Origin of the sequence: Enterococcus sp. 9D6_DIV0238, assembly GCF_002174455.2 — a bacterium.
GTDB classification, from domain to species: domain Bacteria; phylum Bacillota; class Bacilli; order Lactobacillales; family Enterococcaceae; genus Enterococcus_L; species Enterococcus_L dunnyi.
This window is the reverse complement of record NZ_CP147246.1, coordinates 2,167,251-2,182,356: the sequence shown is the minus strand read 5'-3', so window position 1 is coordinate 2,182,356 and position 15,106 is coordinate 2,167,251. Positions and strand designations below refer to the sequence as shown.

15 protein-coding genes and 1 pseudogene are annotated in these 15,106 nt (G+C 36.9%); 4 read left to right on the top strand and 12 right to left on the bottom strand.

Features of this window, described 5'->3' with window-relative positions; translation table 11 throughout:
* Positions 1–11: 11 nt before the first annotated feature.
* Positions 12–662 carry a beta-phosphoglucomutase gene (gene pgmB, locus A5889_RS10135; RefSeq protein WP_087641778.1) on the top strand — a complete coding sequence of 217 codons (651 nt, stop codon included), beginning with the start codon at positions 12–14 and terminating at the stop codon, positions 660–662.
* A 108-nt stretch (positions 663–770) separates the two neighbouring features.
* Here the strand turns inward: pgmB and A5889_RS10130 are convergent, their stop codons facing one another.
* The 10 genes from A5889_RS10130 to A5889_RS10085 form a co-directional block, all read right to left on the bottom strand.
* Positions 771–1,283, bottom strand: coding sequence for a GNAT family N-acetyltransferase (locus A5889_RS10130; protein ID WP_087641777.1), 513 nt, complete (start codon positions 1,281–1,283; stop codon positions 771–773).
* A 113-nt stretch (positions 1,284–1,396) separates the two neighbouring features.
* Positions 1,397–2,119, bottom strand: coding sequence for a signal peptidase I (lepB, locus tag A5889_RS10125; RefSeq protein ID WP_087641776.1), 723 nt, complete (start codon positions 2,117–2,119; stop codon positions 1,397–1,399).
* Positions 2,120–2,133: 14 nt separating this feature from the next.
* Entirely contained in the window at positions 2,134–2,805 is a 672-nt protein-coding gene (locus A5889_RS10120) for a hypothetical protein (protein WP_087641775.1), read from the bottom strand.
* 44 nt (positions 2,806–2,849) lie between these two features.
* Positions 2,850–3,926, bottom strand: coding sequence for a DUF916 and DUF3324 domain-containing protein (locus A5889_RS10115; RefSeq protein WP_087641774.1), 1,077 nt, complete (start codon positions 3,924–3,926; stop codon positions 2,850–2,852).
* A gap of 143 nt (positions 3,927–4,069) precedes the next feature.
* A complete protein-coding gene (locus A5889_RS10110; RefSeq protein ID WP_087641773.1) occupies positions 4,070–4,912 on the bottom strand; it encodes a WxL domain-containing protein in 843 nt (280 codons plus the stop codon).
* Between the two features lie 38 nt (positions 4,913–4,950).
* The gene (locus tag A5889_RS10105; RefSeq protein ID WP_087641772.1) at positions 4,951–5,754 is read right to left on the bottom strand and encodes a WxL domain-containing protein; all 804 of its coding nucleotides are present in this window, start codon (positions 5,752–5,754) and stop codon (positions 4,951–4,953) included.
* On the bottom strand, positions 5,754–6,092 hold the full coding sequence (locus A5889_RS10100) for an LPXTG cell wall anchor domain-containing protein (RefSeq protein ID WP_087641771.1): 339 nt from the start codon (positions 6,090–6,092) through the stop codon (positions 5,754–5,756). The genes A5889_RS10105 and A5889_RS10100 overlap by 1 nt, the downstream gene beginning before the upstream one ends.
* Positions 6,093–6,116: 24 nt before the next feature.
* On the bottom strand, positions 6,117–8,519 hold the full coding sequence (locus A5889_RS10095; RefSeq protein WP_087641770.1) for a hypothetical protein: 2,403 nt from the start codon (positions 8,517–8,519) through the stop codon (positions 6,117–6,119).
* A gap of 55 nt (positions 8,520–8,574) precedes the next feature.
* Complete coding sequence (locus A5889_RS10090) at positions 8,575–9,285, bottom strand: winged helix-turn-helix domain-containing protein (RefSeq protein ID WP_087641769.1); 711 nt, start codon at positions 9,283–9,285, stop codon at positions 8,575–8,577.
* Positions 9,286–9,677: 392 nt separating this feature from the next.
* Positions 9,678–10,811 carry a tyrosine-type recombinase/integrase gene (locus A5889_RS10085; protein WP_254909569.1) on the bottom strand — a complete coding sequence of 378 codons (1,134 nt, stop codon included), beginning with the start codon at positions 10,809–10,811 and terminating at the stop codon, positions 9,678–9,680.
* 522 nt (positions 10,812–11,333) lie between these two features.
* Here A5889_RS10085 and A5889_RS10080 point away from each other — a divergent pair.
* Positions 11,334–12,866, top strand: coding sequence for a helix-turn-helix domain-containing protein (locus A5889_RS10080; RefSeq protein ID WP_207114596.1), 1,533 nt, complete (start codon positions 11,334–11,336; stop codon positions 12,864–12,866).
* Between the two features lie 257 nt (positions 12,867–13,123).
* Positions 13,124–13,948, top strand: coding sequence for a VanW family protein (locus A5889_RS10075; protein ID WP_087642059.1), 825 nt, complete (start codon positions 13,124–13,126; stop codon positions 13,946–13,948).
* Positions 13,949–14,017: 69 nt separating this feature from the next.
* Here the strand turns inward: A5889_RS10075 and A5889_RS10070 are convergent.
* Positions 14,018–14,263 (bottom strand): annotated as a pseudogene (locus A5889_RS10070) (ClbS/DfsB family four-helix bundle protein); the annotation flags it as partial.
* A gap of 63 nt (positions 14,264–14,326) precedes the next feature.
* On the opposite strand from A5889_RS10070, the gene A5889_RS10065 reads away from it, so the two are divergent.
* Positions 14,327–14,491, top strand: a complete 165-nt coding sequence (locus A5889_RS10065) for a hypothetical protein (RefSeq protein WP_176372877.1) — start codon at positions 14,327–14,329, stop codon at positions 14,489–14,491.
* Positions 14,492–14,505: 14 nt separating this feature from the next.
* Here the strand turns inward: A5889_RS10065 and A5889_RS10060 are convergent, their stop codons facing one another.
* A complete protein-coding gene (locus A5889_RS10060; protein ID WP_087641766.1) occupies positions 14,506–15,078 on the bottom strand; it encodes a hypothetical protein in 573 nt (190 codons plus the stop codon).
* Between the last annotated feature and the right edge of the window lie 28 nt (positions 15,079–15,106).

Genomic DNA, 15,106 nt, shown 5'->3' with positions numbered 1-15,106 from the left:
GGAGAATGTTCATGAAAAAAGGATTTGTTTTTGATTTAGATGGCGTTATCACTGATACCGCCAAATTCCACTATATCGCGTGGAAAGAATTAGCTGAAAGCTTAGGCATTACGATCGACGAAGTATTCAATGAATCTTTAAAAGGCATCAGCCGAATGGATTCTTTAGATAAGATCCTGGCTTATGGTCAAAAAGAAAATGACTATTCTCCAGCAGAAAAAGAAGCTTTAGCTAAACAGAAAAACGATGAGTATGTAAAATTATTGGCTGATCTGTCTGCTGCTGATCTTTTGCCCGGCGTCCATGATTTTCTGATGGATGCCAAAGCTCACCAAATCCCTTGTGCGATCGCTTCAGCTTCAAAAAACGCGCCCATGATTTTAGAAAAACTGGGGGTCCTAGACTTTTTTGGTCATATCGTCGATCCTGAATCATTAAAAAAAGGGAAACCTGATCCAGAGATATTCGTAAAAGCCGCACAAAGTATCGCTGTTGCACCTGAAGATGCAATTGGTTTTGAAGATGCACAAGCGGGAATCGAAGGAATCAAAGCTGCTGGCATGTATGCTATAGGAATTTCAGCAACAGAAACGCTAGCCGGTGCAGATTTACAAGTTGGTTCGATGACTGAATTAAGTGTTGAACAACTTATCGAGCGTTAAGTATTCATTAAAGTCAAAATAAAACCAGTCGATGCTACACGCGTCAACTGGTTTTTTATTTTATCCATCTCTCGACTCTGATTCATTCTGTTTTCTCTACAGAACGACTTAGAGGTTCTTTTTCATGATCAAATCGATCTGTTCATCTGTGCCCATAAAGAAAGAATGCTGCCCAGCTTGTACAAAACCCATTTTTTCATAAAATGCAAGTGCTGGAACGTTCTTCTCCCATACACCTAGCCAAAGAACCTCTTTTTTCAATTCTTTCGCTCTAGAAATAGCTTTTTCATATAGCCTTTTTCCTAATCCAAGTCGCTTAAACTGAACATCGACATAAATACGCTCGATTTCCATTCCATTATCAGCGATCGGCTCTGTTTGTGCCTCACCTACATTCAGTTTTAAGTAACCTGCCAATCGATCATTGGTGTATATAAAATAAAATTCTGATTCTTTCGCCGCTAGTTCTTTGGATAATTTTTCATTAGAATACGCATTTATCAGGTATTCATTCAGATCATGAGGGTCATTGTCTTTCGCAAATGTATCTGAAAATGTTTGGATACTGATTTGCTTTAATTGTTCTAAGTCACCTGTTCCGATTTTCTTGATTTCTATCATGATACATGCTCCTTCAGAAGTCTGTCATACAATAAGATTCTATTCTTTAGTGTAACAATAACTTCTTATCTTATCAATTTCAATAGCATTATCACACTGAAAAACGTGAGCGATCAATAAACTTGAAAATCTTCCAATGGCAGGACTTTCATTTTCACTACGCCAACGATCATCTGAACATCCACTAATCCATAGTGACGGCTATCTGTGGCATAGGAACGATTATCTCCTAACAAAAGATATTTCCCTTTCGGAATCATTTGCTGAGAAATCATATCAGCAATCGTAAAGTCCTCGGTGAAATTCATCCCGTTTCGTTGACTTTCATTGACCTCATCGACAATGAACTTTTCATCTATCTTTTGCCCATCTACATAGAGATGATCCTCCCTATATTCTATTATCTCACCTGGAAGTCCGATCACTCTACGAATCTGCGTTGTATTTCCTTTTTTAAAAAGAACTAGATCAAACCGTTTGAGCTCTTTGGTCTTGTTGACGATCACAACGTCATCATTACGCAGAGTTGGGGACATGCCATAGCCTGTGATCGTTGAAAATTGGATAAAAAAAGAGACACCTAAAGGAATCAGCACACTTGCACCAGCAATTGCCAACAAAAGATCTTGAAGCAGCTGCAATCTTTTTTTCCGTTGTCTCTTTTTCTTTTTTTCTTCCAGCAAACGTTTTTTAGTGGGTTTAGTTGACTGTGTCTTCGTTGTTTTTTTTGATTTTGAACGGTGTTTCTTTCTTTTCTTCGACTTTCCCCATGGAAACAAATTACTTAAGCTTGTGATTATCGACGTTTTGTTCCGCTTCTTCCTCTTTTTCTTCATCTTCAATCAACCCATTATTTTTCTTCTTTCAACGTAGCTTCATCAACTTTATAATATTTAAATACAGGTTGCTCATAATTTTGTTCAATTTTCTTGATGCTTGCAATATACTCTTCTGATAATGCAGGATCTTCAAAGAAATTTTTGTATTTCATATTGGCGTTTTGCCCAAGTTCCATGATTGCTTTATAGTAACGGTTTAGCGCAAGCTGTCCTTCTTTTGTATTCACTTCACTTGCTTTTTTTGTGCCATAACTTGCCATGGATCTAGACAAATATTGGATATTCTGATTGATCTTGTCCTGATCATCTCCTTGAGTTTTTGCTAATTCTACTTGATCATTAAAATCTCGCAGAAGATAATATGCTTTAACGATCGAGTCAGAATCGGTTCCTGTAAGGTTCATCGATTGATAGTATTTCACATAAAAAGAGCCGCCTGCCATGATTCCGCTCATTATGACTAGTGTAATAAATCGTATCAAAGCGCCTTTTCTAGCTTTTTGTAATCTACGTCTTCTTATCGCGAATTTTTTATGCTTTTTGGGATTCTTGATCCTTTTACTAGGAAGTTTTTTTAAGTTTTGTGAATAGGCAATCATCCGCAAAAGAGAATAGATAGCAAAAATAATTAATAAAATCGTAGTGGCTATCCCGCCTATAAATATCCATTCTAGGATTGTCACATGATCCCCTCTATTCTACCTGTCTATGTTTTTTATTTATCTGATTACTGTTTGCTTTTTTTGTTGACCTTTTTATTTTTCTTTCTTGAGCTTTTTTTCTTTTTACGTAGGCTGTAGATCAGTAAGAATAATACAACAATGACTGCTAATACGCCGCCCACGATCGCAGCAATTATTTTCCAGTCGATCTCTTTTTCTTGGACTAAGCCAACATCTCGTTCATTGAATTTCCCAGCTTCTTCTTTTGTGATTTTAAAATCTTTCGTCCATTCCTTTTTGTATCCTTCGGAGCTGGCTAAAATTTTCGCTGTATACTCACCTGGAACCATCTCTTCCCCGTTCATACTTACAGGAAATTCTAAAAACGTATTTGGCGCCATACGCATTTCTTCTTTTTTCGCTTCATATAAAACAGTTTCACTGCCTTTTTTAGTCACTTGTACTTCAACCATCAGATCATTCACATAATCAGCCACAACATTAGATAAATTAACGAAAATCGTATTACGATAATTGGATTGTCCTGCACTGACACTATTGAGTTTCAACTCTTTTTCTAGTTTTTTGTCTGTTTCTGTAAGAACCATCGCGATCGCATAGGCATATTTATTGATCACGATCGAACCGCTTGCTTTTTTTTCTTTTTCTGAATCTTGTTTGATCATATAAATACCGCCCAAAATCACACCATCAAAGCTTGTTTCAGGCATTTTGATCTTCATTTCATAATCAATGGTCTTACCAGCTGGCACTTCAACCGTCTTTTCACCTGTTACGATATCTTCAAAAGGAAATTTTAGCGACGCGTCATTTTTTATCTCAACTGGACTATATTCGATCACGCCATTACGATTGGTTTTTGCACCAGTTAACGCGATATCTACTTTAATATCTTCATCACTTGGATTCGTCAGCGTCATCGATACTGTCTGCTCTTGTCCTGGAGACATTTTCAACTTATAATAACCTGTTTCTTCTATTTGATTTTCTGGATAATTGATGGAATAGGAAAATCCTGCCCCATTTGCTTCTTCTGCTGCAAAGACTTTCGCTGTAGAAAAATTGAACATGATCAGCAAACCTAAAATGATTCCTGTTATATATTTGGCTAATTGTTTCATCAGAATACCTCTGGCTTTCCATAATATTTAAAAAGTGGTCCTGGATACATGTATCCAGTCCCTATGTAAAATAGGCAAACCGGCGCAAGTGATCCGGTCTGCCTAAAAGACAACCTAAAGTTGCAGTGCTAAATGAATAATAATTATTGAGCAACCATTGTCCATGTAACTTTAGCAACGTAATCCCCAGTTGGTGCAGAAGCTGCTACCGCTGCTGGAACAGTCAATTTAACAGATGATCCTGTTGTATCTAATGTATTTTCAATACCGTCAACACCAACAAAACCAGCACTTTGTCCGTATTCTGCAAAGTATTCACCTTTACCAGCTCCAGCGTCTGCTGTAGCAACAACAACTGCTGATGCTGCTGGGTCTTCAGTCAATTGGAATACTGTAGCGCCCATTTTTGGCATAGTGCCTAATTGTGCAGTGTTGTAATTTAAAATACCATTTGAATAGTCGATCGTTGCACCAACTAATTTATTTGAACCGTTAGCAAATTGTTCTGTCATTTTAGCTTGGATTTGGTAGCCATTTCCACCATCACGCAAGTCTGCCCATTGAACATATTGACCACGTAAACGTTCGTCGTTCATATCAGCAGTCAGTTTTCCATCTGTAATAACTGGGTTGCCTAATGCATCTTTTTCAGCTCCGTAGATTTTAACTGGCTGTGAAAATTTTTCAACTGTTGCTGATTGTCTAGAGAAAGTACCAAAGTTTAAGTTAGATACAGCTTGGATGCCGTAAGGACCTTTGTTTGGTTGAGTAGTGATTTCTCCACCGCCACCATCTGTAATAGGTTCTGTTGGTTTTTCCGGGTCTTTTGTATCTGTTCCGCCGCCGACTTCCCCTTCTGTAACTGTTACTTTACCAGTTGAGTCTAATTCTGTTGCATCGTCTGCCGCAAAAGCTTGCGTGCTCCCTAGTGTTGATAACCCGATAACTGCTACTAATGAAGCAGCGCATAATCTTGTAAATTTCATTTCTTGTTCCTCCTAATTTCTTTTTGTGTTTTTTTCATCTATTGAGGTATCTCGGATAAAATCCAAGTTAACTCCGTTTGGTATTGGACCGGATAGATTTTCGTCGAATCCGGTATGCTCAGACTGATTGCTGAGTTTCGGTAAGCTTGCTTTTGATAGGTTTCATCAATCAGCGCTTTTCCAGCTGCATCGGTTTCTGGTGTGAGTGTGTTTGCTTGCGCTTTTTCAGTACCAGATGAGCCGAATTCTATCGTCCATGTGCCTGTTCCGCCGCCGGCATCTGCTCTGGCAACTTGATAGGCCTGTCCGATTTCATTGATCGCAATCGTATCTCTTGTCACGGTCGGTGCAATGCTTGCGCCAAATGAATTGGCCCAACCTTTATCCAAAGAGAGGACTGCTCCTGTAAGTTGTTGGTTCTCTTTATCTTGAATCACTGAATTCGTAAATTGAGTGGTTTGTTTCACTTGTAAGGTCCAGCCATAAACATCATCTCGTTCATCCGTGATTTGGATATAGCTGCCTCGTGCTGGTGTATCATCCTTAAATAATTGTGCCCTTGCATTATACGTTCTGTTTTTCTCCGTAATTTTGGCACGTCCGAAGTCTAGCGATGACGCATAATCGATCCGCAGTGTTCCTTCTGTAGAAGGTCCTTCACCTGGATCAACATCTGTTCCTGGGTTTTCTGGATCAACTGGCTTAGTCGTACCGCTTCCTTCTACAGTCACTTTACCTGTCTGATCTAGTGCATCTGCTTCTGAGGCAAATGTTATTTCAGACACAGCAAGGCTACTTAAAGTCATAAGAAGAATCAAACTTAGCTTATTCTTTTTATTCATTACTGCGCCTCCTTCTTTTGTCGTTTCTTATAAAGAAAGACAAGAAGAATCAACAGCAGCAATCCGCCGCCGATCAACCCATAATTTTTAACGAGCTCACCTGTGCTAGGCAGCTTTCCAACTGGCTTAGCTACAGCTTTTTCAGAAGTCACTGGTTCAGAAGAGCTTTGCTGCGGAGGCTGCGACTCTGATAAACTAGTTTCTGTTTCATAAAAGGTGATTTTACCTTCTGTAATGACTTGTCCGCCGACACCAGATTCGGCAAATGCCGTACTAGTGCTGAACAGTACCCCGACAAAAAGAACGGAGAAGATTGCGAATAAAACATTTTTTCTCATTTTCAAAGTTACTCCATCCTTTCGTTATGGGCCTGCTTCAAGAGACCAAGTGATTTCTCCTTGATACTCGCCTGTTTTCTGTGCATCTGCTCCAGCGACTGCAAGTTTGACCCCATCACCATCTGTGTTCCATTCTTGACTGATGTTGTAGTCTCCGCCTTTATCCTTTTTGAAGACTGTTTCCGCACTGGTTTCGCTCAGCTCAATATCATTGTCGCCGTATTGATAATGGATCGCATTTTTTAAAATATTCGTATCACCTACACGAGTCATTGGTTTCGTCACACGTGCTTTCACATCCCAAGAGGATTTTTTAGTTGAGCTTCGTGTGTCGCGAACCGTTAAATCTTTCCCCGTGAGCGTTGGATTTTTTACATGTACATCCAATGCGGTAAATTGAATCGTGCCGAAATCGATCATATCTGGTGCAGAGGCAAGGTAAACGATACCGCTATAATGATACTGAACAGTCATGTTAGAAGTGACCGTTATATTTCCTTCATTCGCTGGGCGTTGGGTGATTTTATAGCCATCATTTTCTAATGCAGTCAAAACAGCTTTGACGTCGTCATTTTTAGTTAAATCAATCACCGTTCCGGTAAGTGTATCGATCGTGATGGTTTTACTTTCATTGACGATGCCATCTTCATCGATGAACTCAATGGTGAGAATTGAATTTGTTTCACCTACTGTGATCGGTACTTTGATTTCTTTTGATACTCCTTGAGCTGTCGTGATCACTACGATGACTTCTGTTACGTCTCCTGTTTTAGAACCGGATGTGATTGCTCCTGTTTCTTTATACTTGATAGAAGTGATTTCATCTAATGGTGAATCCGTATCTACTCGTAAGTTCTTGATCAGTTCTGCTGGATCAGGATAGACTGTTTTGATGTCGATGTTTGGATCGACGGTCAAATCTGGTACAGGATCGGCATCAGGAATCCCTTCGTATTTGATCAGTGACATACTTTCTTCCGTAATATCTGATTTAGCTTCCGTTGTTTTTCCATTGAAAGTAGTTGTTAATGTTACTGTTGGTGTGGATGTTCCTAAACTATCCGATAAGAAACTGTTTTTCCCCATTTCAAGATGTAGATACCCATCTGTTGGATCATAACCATAGTCACTAAACACAAAATCAGCGTTTGGTTTCGCAACGACTTGATAGCGAATGTTTTTTCCATCAAATTCATCACTCGTTGAGTCTTTTGCTTTGATTTGCCATTTTTGATCTGAAACTTTGACTGGCGCTTCAAATAAATCAGACAAGTCGACTGTTTCATCTTCGTGTAAAACAGGTTTAACAGATTCAATGTCATAGCCTTTTGGTACATTTATCTCCATTACATAAGAATCTGAACGGTATTCTTTTGGATTGAATGCATTTAATGAATCGACACTAAATTTTAGTTTCGTGTAATCAGCTTCCGTATGGGTCGCATCATTTCGTTCACCAATGACTAATGGAATTCCGGCTTTATAACGTACTAGGTCGTTTTCTCCCAGCGGCCATACAAAGTTTATGCTTCCAGCAGAATTTGCTGTTCGCCACTCAGAAGTCCTAAAGCTTTGCTTTATCTCACTCTTTTGATTTATCATTCGCCCGAGAGATGTAATTGGTTCAGCGGTTGGGTATACTGCATCCCTCGAACCAGTTATATCCAGCTGACCCTCAGTTGTTGTCCGCCCCCAAAGTAAAGCATCATTTCTTATATACATATCTCCTAAACTTGCTTCATAAGGAGTCACCACCTTAGCCGCATTAATACGGTTATGCATCCATAATCCAGTTACCTCTATTGGTTCACCTGTCTCTGAGTAACTGAACTCCCAAGAATACTCGTAAATATCTGATTTCTTAGTATCTATGTTCTCGAAGACATACCCTAAGAAATAAGATCTTCCATAAATAGATGGAAACAAAGTTGTATTATAGCCATCACTTTGTACGATGGCTTTATTATAAAAATCATACGTTGGAGTATGAAAAGTTAGACCCTCAGAAACACCACTTCTCGCTTTTGGTATATGCTTAAAAGTCACATCTATATCTTTTCCTTTGTATGTCCCTGCATATTTTACTTTAATCCAAAGTTCTTTTCCTGCAAGTTTTCCCATCTGAGAAACAGTATAGGACTTCATCCCACCTGTCCCAGCTGTCTGCGTACTAAATTCTGGACTAGCTTCATAACTTGTTTTAGGATTAAGTCTCAGTTGAAGAGAATCCTCATAACCAAATTCCATCGGATTTGCAGGATCAATGACTGTAACTCCTGGCATATCAGCTAAATAAGTATAGCCATTTTTTGTCATATACTCTGGTGTCAAATCCGCTGCATATCCTTTTTCAGGGCGAATCCCCACTAAAACAGCCAGTAATGTCAAACTTGAAAGGATAAACAGTAACATTTTTCTTTTTTTCATTGTCTCACCTCCTTTCAATTGACTCAGATAAATGTGGATTTTATAGGTAGATACCTTAGTCTAAATGCATTTTGTAGCCGATACCGTGTGCGGTCTGAATGTATTTGTCTGCCGGATAGCCATTCCTATCTAACTTTTCTCTCAAACGGAAAACGACATTAGCAACTCTTGGCTTTTGATCGTTGTAGGCCTTTTTCCAGATCGATTGGTAGATTTCCTGATGGGTGAATGGCTTGCCTATATCACTTTGTAACAAAGATAGTAGCTTATATTCGATACGAGTCAGGTTAACTTTACGCTCAAGCTCAGAAATCGGCTCTAATCGATTGTCCATTGGACTATCTTTATAAAACGTAGGCGTCCGTCGTTCAAATTCGATCAATCCAGATGATTTATCCGCGCGATACTTCATTTCATTTTGAATGATCAGCTGTACTTCCTTCGCTTGGGATTCTTCTCCAATATTCAAATTCGCTCCTAATTGTAAATAAACTAGTCGATTGACCATATCTGTTTCTTTTTGGTAGATCACTATGTATGCATTCGTTATTTCTCGAATTTTAATGATTGTTGAGCATGTAGTACTCATTGAAAAAGTTGAAGAATCACTGAGCATAAACACTACATCTATGTCCGAAAGTTCTTGTGTAAGATTCTTTATATCTAATCTTAAAATCTTACAGTCAAGTCCACCAAGAAACTTAGTGGAAAGTTCTTCGATCTCTTCTTCTGAGTATGTCTGATTTAGTACACCGATTTGATGCATCTTTCTTCCTCCTCTGCTATTGAAAATAGGGGCAAACTAACTTATCTCACTGATCTTGTCAGTCGAATCATTTGTTTCTTTAATTTGATTCCTTTATACTTATTTTTGTACCTTTTGATAAAATTATTAAAAAGGCTCATTTTATAAAATACAAAATAAAAAAGAAATAATACGTGCTGTTTTTTTGAAGATAAGCGATATAAATATTAGAATTTTAACTTTTTATTTCGTATTACTATTACTAATAAGTAGAAAACACAGAATCCATTGATAGCTAACTATCTATCAGAAATTTTGACTACAGTGTTGACGGCTAATGAAAATAAAAAAAAGAAAACTTCGATCGTTTTCCTTTTTTTATTTCTTAGTTTATTCAGTTGAAATCGTGCGAATTATTTTTGAGATAATAAATTGTCTACTTTTTGCATTTCCTTTTCTCTTTGTTCAAATAACGAGTCTGCATATGTGTCCAATGTCAATTTGATCGACTGGTGCCCCAAGATCCTGCTTAAGCTGGCAATATCCATGCCCTGTTCTAAACACCGAGTAGCAAAGGTATGACGAAGGGAATGGAAATGAATAGCTGAAAAGCTGGTCGAATCAATCATTTTTTTAAATCGATAATTGATTACTCTCGGTTCTGCGAAGCTGTTTTTACTTCTAATAATATAAGGGCTAGTCGCGTGTGCTCTTCTTGCTAGTAAATAGTTTTTTAAATTTTTAGCAAGAGGAATGATCCGTTTGGATTGTGCTGTTTTAGGTGATCCTGCAATCAATTCTGTTTTAGCTTTGGTGCTATTCTCGTCTATGACACGAGTGATCGTTCGATTGACTCGAAGCAAATTTTGTTCAAAATCGATATCCTGCCATTGCAGACCGCTGATTTCTCCGATCCGCAATCCTGAATAAAGGGCTAAAATAACTGGTGAACACTCTGGATCTTTGAAGGCTAAAGCCTCGAGCTCTTGTTGCTCTTTTAAGCTTAGCGCATGGACGGCTGGACGGGTTTGTTTAGGTAGTTGAACGAAATTACTGGGGTTGTTGATAAGATATTTTTGCTTGATTGCTTCATCAAAGGATTGTTTGACTAAATTCATTACTAGCCGAATCGTTCCAGCCGATAAACCTTGTATTATCAGGAGATCCACAAAGTATTGAATATTTTCTTCTTTGATTTCTTGTATGTATTTTTCTCCTAAATGAGGAATGATATAACGCTTGGTCAATCGAAAATAGTTGGTATAGGTCGTAGGTTTCACTTTACGTTTGACCGTGATCGATAACCAGTTTCCAAGCCATGTTTCGTAAGTACCTTGATAGTGGCTAAAATCATAGGAGGTGTGTAATCTTTTTGCTTTTAACACTGTCAGCTTGTCTTTGACATCTGTGTATTTCTTTCCATATACATATCCGTATATAATTTTTTTCTCAGGTGTCCGCTGCTTCACATAGCGACCTTCCCAACGCCCATCTTTACGTTTGTAAATGTTCTCCCCTTTTTTTACGATCGTAATCAGTCCTTTCACTTTTGACGGTTTTTTTGACGGCTATCAAAAACTAGATATAAATCGCTTAAAATCGTCAAAATAATTTATTAATTTTTATATTTAGAGACAAAAATTAATATTAAATAAAAAAAAGTCGTTGACATCCACATTTTTTTTATATAATATTAATGTGAACTAACATTTATCAAAAAAAATAAGCTACTTCTTATTAGTAATAGTAATAAGAAGATAGCAACTCGTTTCAGCTGAAACTGTTTCTCATAATTTATCATTTTTATATCTTTTTCGCTAGTTTATTTGTGTAATATAAAATTACACAAATAATTTTATATTCTAAAGATATATATAATTAGAATCTACAATTTAATCACTGCACTCTGACGTTTATCTATATATTTTATACAAATAAAAAGAACTTGGAACACGACGATATGATCGTGTCTCAAGTTCTTTTTTTCTGAAACGACCTATTGATAGATTCTCTTTAGCAAGTTCCTTATAATACACATGCACGTATTTTTTATAAGGGGGATCTTTATTATGTATGCGTTTTTTGATCGCGAAACTAGAACGATGCTGACACTATTACGGACTTTATATCTTGAAGAGCATTGGTGTTCAACAGAAGAGTTGATGGAGTGGGCCAAATTAGACAGAAGAACGGTATTAAAATATCTAAAATTGCTGCAAGAAATTGCTCAAAATCATGAGCATAAAGGATTGATTGATACAAAAAAAGGGGCAGGACATAAGTTTGTTGGAACAAAAATAGAGTATCGAACGCTAACATTTCAACTCATTACTATGTCTATCCCTTTTTCATTTATTTCTGATCTTTATTTTCTAAAAAATATTGATATTATAGATTTTTGTGAAAAGCATTTTGTCAGTGACACTGTTGTTAAAAAGATCATCACTGACCTAAACAGTTTTTTTTCACCTTATCACATTCAATTGGTCGTAAAAAAAGGAATTGTGACTGTAACTGGCGAGGAAGTTTCCATTCGCTATTTTGCTTATCTATTTTTCTGGGGCTTATTTAGAGGAATCACTTGGCCTTTTGATTCAGTTATTTCAGAGCAGGACATAGATAAATTTCTAAAGAAGCAATTTCCAAACTGGACTCTTACAAAAAAAGTCTCACGTTCACAATTTGCTTTTATTCTTGCTATCAATCTTAGCCGTATTAAAACCGGACATTCCTTATCTTATGAGCAATTGCCACCTTTTACAAAAGATTTGAATAGAGAGGTTTTCTTCTCTACCACTAGTCAAGTTGATTTTGAAACGCTGCATTCCGAATTCAATCTGCTTTTTGATATACCTGAAGCCGAAGTTGATTATTTCATATTAGTAGCTCAAACTCGTGTTCAAATGTATCTATTGAATGACTTTCTGAGTAAAGCACTTGATTTTCACAAGAACAATCAAACAGTGACTTTTGACATATTCAATTTGATCAGTGAACAATTTTCAGTAAAAGCAAAAATTACTGATACAGAGACATTCAATATCATCACCAGCTTGATCCTGTCTACTTGTTTAGCTGTCATTCTTTTTCCTAATTTTGATACAACGATCACTAATTATGATTATAACAACTACCTCTATAATACTTATCCATTTCTAAAAGAAGAAATGAAAAAAAGATTGAATAAAATAAACGAATCAGTAGAGTTATCGTATCTTTCTAATCATTCTTTATTGGTTCCCAGATTATGTGAGTTATATTGTTTAGTTGGACACCCAACTGACTTTAATCCCGAAATCGTGATAAAAATGGAAACAGATCTACCCATTGTTATGGAAAAGATCCTTTCAAATCAATTACATTCAACTTTATCTCCCTTTTTCAGGACATCCTTTTTATCACCAATAATGCCAAATGAAAAGATTACACCCGATCTGATCATCGCTTCAACTAAAATTCATGGAATTGAAAATTCAGAGATTTTTGTTAGCTATATCAATCCATCCTTTGGTACGAAGGACATAAAAATAATTGTAGATAAAATCAATTTGATCAATACTATAAAAGTAAAACAAGAACAATACTCTAATCACTTAGAGTAGATAAGAAAGCTAGGCTGATCTAATAAATGCATGCTTGAGAAATTGCTATATACGTTATTTCTCAGGCTTTTTCTTATGAATAAGCCAAACAAAGATACTGAGGAAGTTAACAGAGAAAAGGTTATTCGGATAGAAGGATCGCTCTCATCACACCTATCGCACAATTCTTAAGATATTCTAAAATATTTCATTTTCATTTCTAAATAAAGACATTTATGTTACGATATCATTACAAAAAAGGAATTGGAGTTATGAAAATGAAAAGGAAACTGTTTAGCGAACTATCACCATTGACTTACGAGATATCGATCCAAAAGAATATTCTGCAGAGAAAGCTGCAAGACTTTATTGTCGCAGAGCCGCTTGCTCAAACAAAGCAGCATGCGCTGTTACCTGTATCCGTTTACAAACACACCTCACTCATCCGTAGAAAGTTAGGGAATACAGACCTGACTTTACAGGAAAATAAAGCTATCAACCTTCGGATTGCTGCACCTAAGGTATCGAATATTCTGATCAGACCAAACGAAACATTTTCTTTTTGGCATCTTGTTGGTAAATGCTCAGAAAGTAAGGGCTATAAAAATGGTGTGACCATTTTTAACGATACCGTTCGTCCTGGTCTTGGCGGCGGTCTTTGTCAATTTACAAATTTGATCCATTGGATCATACTTCATTCACCACTTGAAATTACGGAGCACCATCATCACGATGGGCTGGACCTTTTTCCAGATTACGGTCGTAAAATCCCTTTTGGAACAGGAACATCGATCGTTTATAATTATCTAGATTACCGTTTTAAAAATAACACTGAAAATACTTATCAGCTCGTGATTTCCGTCAGTGATACTCACCTCAACGGCGAACTTCGCTCAGATAATGAACAAGCATACAGTTATCATATTCGTGCTGAAAATGAATATTTTTCAAGAGAAAATGGAGACGTTTTCCGAAATGGTCAGATTTTCAGAAAATGCATTGATAAACGTACTGGAAATGTATTGGAAAAAAGGATGATCAAGAATAATCATGCTCGTGTGATGTATGACACGTCAGATCTGACTATCATAGAAACGAATTGATTGAACGAATAGAATCATTTAAACAGAGCAGATACCTAAAAATCGGTCTCTGCTCTTTTCATTGATTCGCTATTTAGGTACTGTTAACTTTTTCCACTTTCTGATTTTCGTTCGAAAGTTAGTAAATGGAGCTACTGTATTGATGTGTACCCATTTATAAACTGGCCACATGGCCTTTGTTGTAGCCCAGCTTCTTTGTCCTGGTTCAAATACCTTTTCTTTCGAGAGTGTTTCCAGCCAAGTACATAGTTCATCTACGCTGTTTTTCAATATCTGCCTCTGCTCGATCAATGTATAGCTTCCATAGGTTTCATATGATGGAAAAAAAGGACAACACGTTCGAACGATGCCATCAATTTACCGATCGAAACAAAATTTATGTATCCAAAGACTGTACTGTCTTATCGTCAAACGGTCACTTCTTATTATCAAGAAAATGAGCTCTGGGAAACATTATTTTCAACGATTCCAAAAGAAGATTTTGCTGAACTAGGTTCTTCTATCGCTGTCTTTCATAATAAAAAAAGTGAGCCAATACAGTAAAATCTGTCTGTTATTCAGACGATTCGCTGTTTTTGGATCACTTTTTTTTGACGATCGATCATATATAGCATTGGCTGACTATAAACATACACATAATCGTATTGTCTTTTTTTTCGTTTTCGATAGATATGTGTCGCCAACTGCTCAATACTTTGTTCATCATTGCCAAAGACAAAAATAAAAAGATTATTCTCCTTATAAATCGTATAATTACCGCTTTGCAGCTTTTTCACTTTATTATCATAGGCTTCGATCAAATTAAACAAGGAATGCCAGTTTGCGATCGAAATACCAACTTTTTTCTGATTATTATCCGGCAGCGGCAATTCTACACGCAAAATACCTGTTCCGTATTTTTTCTTGATCACTTCTAAAATTTGTCGATCATCGTGAACACTGATGTCATCTAGCTGCAATACCTTTAATACGCTCTCTTTTAACGATTGTGTCACTTCTATACCGATATCTTTTGCTGGATTTTGAATATCAGGCTTATCCAACAGACGTGCATCACGATACTTGTCCGGCTCTGCTTTTTGAAGAATATCTAGCGCTTTTCGTTCATCAGGACGTTCCATCGGTTCCATGTATTCACTCCTTGCGTTGACTTGATAT

What these genes read in the sequence shown, in the direction of transcription:
- pgmB (WP_087641778.1), top strand. Translation starts at nt 12, where the DNA reads ATGAAAAAAGGATTTGTTTTTGATTTAGATGGCGTTATCACTGATACC.
- A5889_RS10130 (WP_087641777.1), bottom strand. Translation starts at nt 1,283, where the DNA reads ATGATAGAAATCAAGAAAATCGGAACAGGTGACTTAGAACAATTAAAG.
- lepB (WP_087641776.1), bottom strand. Translation starts at nt 2,119, where the DNA reads ATGAAGAAAAAGAGGAAGAAGCGGAACAAAACGTCGATAATCACAAGC.
- A5889_RS10115 (WP_087641774.1), bottom strand. Translation starts at nt 3,926, where the DNA reads ATGAAACAATTAGCCAAATATATAACAGGAATCATTTTAGGTTTGCTG.
- A5889_RS10110 (WP_087641773.1), bottom strand. Translation starts at nt 4,912, where the DNA reads ATGAAATTTACAAGATTATGCGCTGCTTCATTAGTAGCAGTTATCGGG.
- A5889_RS10105 (WP_087641772.1), bottom strand. Translation starts at nt 5,754, where the DNA reads ATGAATAAAAAGAATAAGCTAAGTTTGATTCTTCTTATGACTTTAAGT.
- A5889_RS10100 (WP_087641771.1), bottom strand. Translation starts at nt 6,092, where the DNA reads ATGAGAAAAAATGTTTTATTCGCAATCTTCTCCGTTCTTTTTGTCGGG.
- A5889_RS10095 (WP_087641770.1), bottom strand. Translation starts at nt 8,519, where the DNA reads ATGAAAAAAAGAAAAATGTTACTGTTTATCCTTTCAAGTTTGACATTA.
- A5889_RS10090 (WP_087641769.1), bottom strand. Translation starts at nt 9,285, where the DNA reads ATGCATCAAATCGGTGTACTAAATCAGACATACTCAGAAGAAGAGATC.
- A5889_RS10080 (WP_207114596.1), top strand. Translation starts at nt 11,334, where the DNA reads ATGTATGCGTTTTTTGATCGCGAAACTAGAACGATGCTGACACTATTA.
- A5889_RS10075 (WP_087642059.1), top strand. Translation starts at nt 13,124, where the DNA reads ATGAAAAGGAAACTGTTTAGCGAACTATCACCATTGACTTACGAGATA.
- A5889_RS10065 (WP_176372877.1), top strand. Translation starts at nt 14,327, where the DNA reads ATGTATCCAAAGACTGTACTGTCTTATCGTCAAACGGTCACTTCTTAT.
- A5889_RS10060 (WP_087641766.1), bottom strand. Translation starts at nt 15,078, where the DNA reads ATGGAACCGATGGAACGTCCTGATGAACGAAAAGCGCTAGATATTCTT.